The organism is Dickeya dadantii NCPPB 898, assembly GCF_000406145.1.
GTDB lineage: Bacteria > Pseudomonadota > Gammaproteobacteria > Enterobacterales > Enterobacteriaceae > Dickeya > Dickeya dadantii.
Window position 1 is genome coordinate 3,960,916 of sequence record NZ_CM001976.1, and the last position, 6,456, is coordinate 3,967,371.

The 6,456-nt window shown below is 62.2% G+C and carries 7 protein-coding genes and 1 pseudogene; 6 read left to right on the plus strand and 2 right to left on the minus strand.

The features are described 5' to 3' along the window. Positions 1–7 precede the first annotated feature (7 nt). Both DDA898_RS17795 and DDA898_RS17800 read left to right on the plus strand, forming a co-directional pair. On the plus strand, positions 8–556 hold the full coding sequence (locus DDA898_RS17795; RefSeq protein WP_038912636.1) for a glucosamine kinase: 549 nt from the start codon (positions 8–10) through the stop codon (positions 554–556). Next, complete coding sequence (locus DDA898_RS17800; protein WP_038911921.1) at positions 553–1,452, plus strand: glucosamine kinase nucleotide-binding domain-containing protein; 900 nt, start codon at positions 553–555, stop codon at positions 1,450–1,452. Before DDA898_RS17795 ends, DDA898_RS17800 begins: the two co-directional genes overlap by 4 nt. Before the next feature lie 10 nt (positions 1,453–1,462). Here the strand turns inward: DDA898_RS17800 and DDA898_RS17805 are convergent, their stop codons facing one another. Both DDA898_RS17805 and DDA898_RS17810 read right to left on the minus strand, forming a co-directional pair. Continuing rightward, the gene (locus DDA898_RS17805) at positions 1,463–2,218 is read right to left on the minus strand and encodes a molybdate ABC transporter permease subunit (protein ID WP_038911922.1); all 756 of its coding nucleotides are present in this window, start codon (positions 2,216–2,218) and stop codon (positions 1,463–1,465) included. Between the two features lie 7 nt (positions 2,219–2,225). Beyond that, entirely contained in the window at positions 2,226–3,155 is a 930-nt protein-coding gene (locus tag DDA898_RS17810; RefSeq protein ID WP_438830428.1) for an extracellular solute-binding protein, read from the minus strand. 389 nt (positions 3,156–3,544) lie between these two features. Here DDA898_RS17810 and DDA898_RS17815 point away from each other — a divergent pair, with 389 nt between their 5' ends. The 4 genes and pseudogenes from DDA898_RS17815 to DDA898_RS23745 form a co-directional block, all read left to right on the plus strand. Further along, a complete protein-coding gene (locus DDA898_RS17815; protein ID WP_236616681.1) occupies positions 3,545–4,261 on the plus strand; it encodes a metal ABC transporter ATP-binding protein in 717 nt (238 codons plus the stop codon). Continuing rightward, positions 4,258–5,112 (plus strand): metal ABC transporter permease, encoded by an 855-nt coding sequence (locus DDA898_RS17820; protein ID WP_038911925.1) that lies wholly within the window; start codon positions 4,258–4,260, stop codon positions 5,110–5,112. The genes DDA898_RS17815 and DDA898_RS17820 overlap by 4 nt, the downstream gene beginning before the upstream one ends. A 43-nt stretch (positions 5,113–5,155) precedes the next feature. Then, on the plus strand, positions 5,156–6,034 hold the full coding sequence (locus DDA898_RS17825; RefSeq protein WP_038911926.1) for a metal ABC transporter substrate-binding protein: 879 nt from the start codon (positions 5,156–5,158) through the stop codon (positions 6,032–6,034). A 228-nt stretch (positions 6,035–6,262) separates the two neighbouring features. Further along, a pseudogene (locus DDA898_RS23745) lies at positions 6,263–6,456 on the plus strand (hypothetical protein); the annotation flags it as partial.

Here is a 6,456-nt window from a genome sequence, read left to right on the forward strand (position 1 = left end):
GATGAGTATGAAACGCCAGTTGATTCACCTGCCTATCGACGGCGACGCGCCGTTTGACTGGCAGACGGAAAACGACCTCTGCCAGCAGCGGTGGCCGGATGAAGACCGCTTTTTGGTGGTCACCGGCACTTTCACCCGGCTGCTGTGCTGGCAGCAGGGTCGGCTGCAACGCTACGGCGGCAGCCTGTTTCCGGTGGGCGACCCGGCCAGTCAGGCGCGGCTCGGGCTGTGGGGCGTACAGGCGATGCTGCAGGCGGTGGAAGGCATGACGCCGCTCACGCCGCTGGCCGACACGCTGTTTGCCCGTTTCGACAACCACATCGAACAGGTGGTGGACTGGTCGAAACAGGCGCAGGCCGGCGATTACGCCGCGCTGGCGGCCGATATTCTCGCGCAGCCGGACGACCCGCTGGCGGTGCCGCTGCTGAAACGCGCCGCCCGTGAACTGGCTACGCTGGTGCGCCTGTCTGACGCACGCCAGCCGGAACAGCTCTGCTTTAGCGGCGCACTGGCGGCGGCTTGTCTCCCTTATTTCACGCAGCAGGCCCGCTCATGACCACGACCACCACGCCTTATGCCGACGAAACGCTTTATGCCGGCGTTGACGGCGGCGGCACCGGCTGCCGGGCGCGAATTTACCGGGCCGACGGCACGCCGCTCGGTCAGGGGGTTGGCGGCCGCGCCAATTTGCTGCTGGGCGTGGAAACGGTACGTCAGGCGGTGGACGAGGCGCTGATGCAGGCGCTGAAACACAGCGGACTGGGCGAGCAGGATCGCCCGCGTCTGCACGTCGGGCTGGCGCTGGCCGGCGCCGAACACCGTAGCGCCTATCAGGCGTTTCTGACGTTGCCGCATTCCTACGCCGCGCAGGTGTTGAATACCGATGCGTTGGGCGCCTGTCTGGCGGTCAATCAGGGGGACGACGCCGGGGTGGTGATCGCCGGCACCGGCTCTTGCGGGCTGGCATGGCATCAACGCGCCATCACCGCTTACGGCGGCCACGAGTTTCCGATATCCGATCAGGGCAGCGGCGCGCGTCTCGGGCTGGCGACCCTGCAATACCTCTGGGGCGTCAAACAGGGCTGGGCACCGCCGTCGGCATTAAGCCGACAGCAGGCGCTACCATTCGACAACGAAGCGGAAGCAGCGGTCTGGCTGGATCAGGCCAGGCCGGGCGACTACGCCCGTTTCGCCCGACCGGTATTTGACTGCGCCCGTCAGGGCGATGCGCTGGCGACCGGCCTGCTGCAACAGACCGCCCGCGAAATTGAAGGGTTGCTGGCGGCGGTGGCGACACACCCACTGCCCCGCCTGTCGCTGATGGGCAGCATCGGTTTGCATATCCGGCCCTGGCTGGCCGAAGCCTGGCAACAGCGGCTATCGCCGCCCGCCGGCGACGCGCTGGACGGCGCGCGACTGATCGCCGTCAATCACTACGCGCTCTACGCCTGATATTGATACCTTAACACGCACGCGCCTGCCGGCGCGTCGCCCAGCGCAGGCAGAGCAACGGCAGCGGCAAGGTCATCACCAGCAGCAGCCACACCAGCGCATACACCGCGTCCACGCCGTCGTTTTGCAGGTTGATGTACAGCTTCACCGGGATGCCCTGCGGAAAATAGGCGAAAATCATCACGATGCCGAACTCGCCCATCGCCCGCACCCAGGCGATGGCGACGGCCGCCGCCAGCCCGGAAGCGGCCTGCGGCAAGGTCAGGTAAATCAGGCGTTGCCAGGCATTCGCCCCCAGAATGCGCCCGGCCTCGTCCACCGTGACGGGAATACCGGCGAAAGCGGAACGCGCCGCGGTGATGAAATAAGGCAACGCGCCGTAGACCTGCGCCGTCACGAACGCCGCCGGATTGTTCACCAGCGCCAGCCCGGCGCGGGATAACAGACTGCCGATCGGGCTGTACGGCCCGTAGACCGACACCAGCAGGATCCCCATCGCCAGCGGCGGCGTCAGCAGCGGGATCATCACCAGCAATTCCACCAGCCAGCGGCAGCGCGAGTTGTTCGCGCGCGCCAGCCACAGCGCCACCGGCAGCCCCAACAGTATCACCAGCGCGATCGCCAGCAGGCCGAGGCTGACGGAAACGGCGATAGCGTCGCCGTCGCCCCACGCCAGTTGGAAATGATGCCACGGCGTAATCCCCAGCAGGGTGACAAACGGCACCGCCAGCAGCAGCAATGCCGGTATCGCCAGCCAGAACGCCATCCTTCGGTTACTTCGCGGCGTAGAGCGTACCGCCTTTCGGTACGTCATAGCCGTTCTGGCGGAACAGCGCCTGCCCTTCCGGGCTGAGCATAAAGTTGACGAATTTGCGGGCCTGCGCCGCATCGGGCGCGTTTTTCAGTACCGCGGCGTAGAACACCAGCGGCTGGGTGTGCAGCACCTGATCCTTGCCGGCACTGTCTTTGATGGTGAAGCTGACGGTGTCGTACCACTGTTGCGACATCGCCGGGTTGCTGAGGTTGATTTCATCCGGCAGCGACACATAAGGCAGTTTGGCGGAGCGCACCGCGCTCTCGTAACCGGAGGTGGCGTCGATCTGCCCGGACTCCAGCCGGGTCAGCAGCCCGCCTTCCATAAACACCTGCGCCGGGTTCTGCACCTCGCCCAGCGCCTTTTTGGCCGCATCCGGCTGGTGATAGTACTTCTCGGCCAGCAGCATGGTGAAGACGATATTCTGGCCCTGCGGGTCGTTATACGGGTCGGTGCGGCCGAATTTCAGCGATTTATCCCGCAACACGCTCAGCCAGTCGCTATTCTTCGCCTTATCGGACGCCGCCAGTCTGGCGGCAAACGGGCTTTTCGGATTGTAGGCGATGACCATACGGGTACTGGCGACCGGAATGGCGTCGTCGATCAGTCCGGCGTCTTTCAGTATCTGCATCGGCCCCGGCGTGATGGACACGAATACGTCCGCCACCACTTTCTTGCTGGCCAGCAGGCGCGCCATGCCGTACGCCCCCTGGCCCTGCCCCTGATAGCTCAGGTTCTCTTTTTGGGCGAACGTCGGCCCCAACGCCTTGTCCATCACCACGCCCATCGACCCGGCGTAGGTTAACTGAATTTTATCCTGCGCTTGTGCCGCGCTGCCCGTGAATAATGCCGCCGCCAACACGACGGCGAATTGATACCTAACCCGAATGTTCACTCTCTACCCCATTCGTTATATAAAAAAAGAAACAACGAGACTCCTCCTGAATGCGGGCAAATTCAAAAAATAAAATGCGACAAAATATGTGATTTCGATCGCACAATCGGGCGTTACGAGGTCAACCTGCTGCGCCAATGCACTGAAATTCCTGCATAACGCCTTTCGCCACGCCATTTTCTTCGCTGACCAGCCGCTTCAGGATTCAGACACATTTTTTTACCTCTCGCCGGCTGGCGAACAAACGTTATGTTATATTATAACGATATTAAGGGGGATACTGTGACCAGTCTTTACGCTTTTTCCGCTGTTGCCCGGCTGGGTATCGCCGGTGTTTTGCTGGCGCTGTTATGGGGTTTGATTTCCTGGGCGGTGTCGCTGGCATGACTGCACCATACATGATCACACTGCATACACTGATGTTTGGTTATCCGGGCCAGCCGCCGCTGGGCACGCTGGACGGTTGTTTTGACAGTGGTTCGCTGACCGCCATCGTCGGCGCCAATGGCACCGGCAAATCCACCCTGCTGAAAACGCTGGCGGGATTGTTGCCGCCGCTTGGCGGTCATTTCTGCATGGCGCCGCAGGCGCGTCGTCAATTGGGCTACCTGCCGCAACTGGCCGAGTTCGACCGCCAGTTTCCGCTCAGCGTCAACGATCTGGTGTTGATGGGTTGCGTACCGCATTGCGGCATGTTTGGCCGCATTTCCGGCGCGTGGCGGAAAAAGGCTCACGACGCGCTGGATACCGTCGGCATGGCGGAGTTCGCGCCCGTGCATATCGGCACCCTCTCCGGCGGCCAGTTGCAGCGCGTGCTGTTTGCCCGGCTGCTGGTGATGCAGTCGCCGGTGATCCTGCTGGATGAACCCTTTACCGGTATCGATGCCCAGACCACCCGCACATTGCTGACGGTGATCCGGCAGTTGCATCAGCAAGGCCGCACCATCCTGGCGGTGCTGCACGATCTGGAACAGGTGGAAGCGCACTTCCCGCGCGTGCTGATGCTCCGCCCGGAAGGTCACCGCTGGGGCGACTGCCGCGAGGTGCTGTCGTCCGCGCCCGCCGCGACCACCCCGCCGCAACTGAGGCTGGTGCCATGATGCTGATTCACCTGTTGACCGAACCGTTCGGCGATTTTGGCTTCATGCGCCGGGCGCTGGTCGGCTGTCTGGCGCTGACCCTGAGCGCCGCGCCGCTCGGCTGTTTCTTACTGCTGCGCCGCATGAGCCTGATCGGCGACGCGCTGTCTCACGCGGTGCTGCCCGGCGTGGCGATCGGCTACCTGATTTCCGGCATGTCGCTGGTGGCGATGGGCGTGGGCGGGTTCATCGCCGGGCTGGCGGTGGCGATGCTGTCCGGCGTGGTCAGCCGTCACACCGAACTGAAGGAAGACGCCAGTTTCGCCGGGTTCTATCTCGGCTCACTGGCGCTGGGGGTGACGTTGGTGTCGCTGCGCGGTTCCAGCGTCGACCTGCTGCACGTGCTGTTCGGTTCCATTCTGGCTATCGACGCCAATGCGCTGATCACCATTGGCGTCATCAGTTCCTGCTCGGTGCTGGTGCTGTCGTTGATCTACCGGGCGCTGGTGATCGAATCGTTTGACGTCACCTTCCTGAAAATCCTGTCGCGCCGGTCGCGGGCGCTGATCCACGGCCTGTTTCTGTCGCTGGTGGTGCTGAATCTGGTGGCGGGCTTCCAGTTGCTCGGCACGCTGATGGCGGTCGGCATGATGATGTTGCCCGCCGCCTGCGCCCGCTTTTGGTCCCATCGCCTGCCGGTCATGCTGCTGACCGCGGTGGGCATCGGCGCCTGCGCCAGTTTGGTGGGGCTGACCTGGTCGTATTACGCCGATCTGCCCGCCGGCCCGGCGGTGATCCTCACCACCACGCTATTGTTCTGTTTTTCGGTTCTGTTCGGTTCCAATGGCGGCATGTTACGCACGCGTCGTTGACAGTTGATGGTTTTTGCATGGCAAATACACGAAGAGGGAAAAAATGAAACGTTCTGTTTTGGTTATGGCGCTGTCCAGCCTGCTGCTGAGCCCGCTGGCGATGGCGAAAGATCTGAATGTGGTGGCAAGTTTTTCGGTGCTGGGCGACATGGTCAGCCAGATTGGCGGCCAGCACGTACACGTGACCGACCTGGTGCAGCCGAACGGAGACCCGCATGAATTCGAACCGTCGCCGAAAGACAGCAAAACCCTGTCGCAGGCCGACGTGGTGTTCGTCAGCGGGCTGGGGCTGGAAGGCTGGCTGGACCGGCTGATCAAAGCCTCCGGCTACAAAGGCGAGGTGATCACCGCGTCCAAAGGCATCAAAACCCTGAAAATGGAAGAAGACGGCAAAACCGTGACCGACCCGCACGCCTGGAACAGCATGAAAAACGGCATCATCTACGCCCACAATATCGTCGATGCGCTGGTCAAGGCTGACCCGGAGCACGCCGACGAGTACCGCAAACAGGGCGACAGCTACATTCAGCAGTTACAACAGCTGGATGACTACGCCACCCAGACGTTTGCCGCTATTCCGAAAGAAAAGCGCAAAGTGCTGACCAGTCATGACGCCTTCGGCTATTTTGCCGCCGCCTACGGCGTGCATTTCCTGTCGCCGATCGGTTATTCCACCGAGTCCGAAGCCAGCAGCAAAACCGTGGCCAAACTGATCAATCAGATCAAGAAAGAGCACGTGAAGCTGTACTTCATTGAGAACCAGACCGACCCGCGTCTGGTGAAACAAATCGCCGACGCCAGCGGCGCGCAGCCAGGCGGCGAGCTCTATCCGGAAGCGTTGACCGACAGCAACGGCCCGGCCGCCACCTACACCGCGGCGTTTAAACACAACGTCGATACCATCGCGGCGGGGATGAAGTAAGCCGCCCTGTGATTGATTCGGACGACTATTGATTCGGACCGCTGCCGCCGTCTCCCGGTCGGCAGCGGTTACGTCTCCGCGCAGAGCACCGCCGACGGCGGTGTGAGGCTGTTGACAAACAGCTATATTGTCTTGTGAATGGTGAAGTTTGTCCGGTCAGTGAATAATTTCGTGCGGGATAAACGGTGTAATTTCTTTGCTGCTTCATTGCACGCACGACAAGGAGAGGTGCAAGCGCCACCTCTCCTTGACCACTGGCTGGTGGCTAAACTGCGGCGCTACGCGCTACCTTCGGCGTTCGACTTCGCGGTTCGGGCCGCCCGTGACGTGATTACTCGCCCCATCCCTGGGGCTCGCCCTACGGGCCAGCGTAAACGCTGTTCAAAAACGCTCCCGACGTTTTTGTCCAACACGGCACGGGC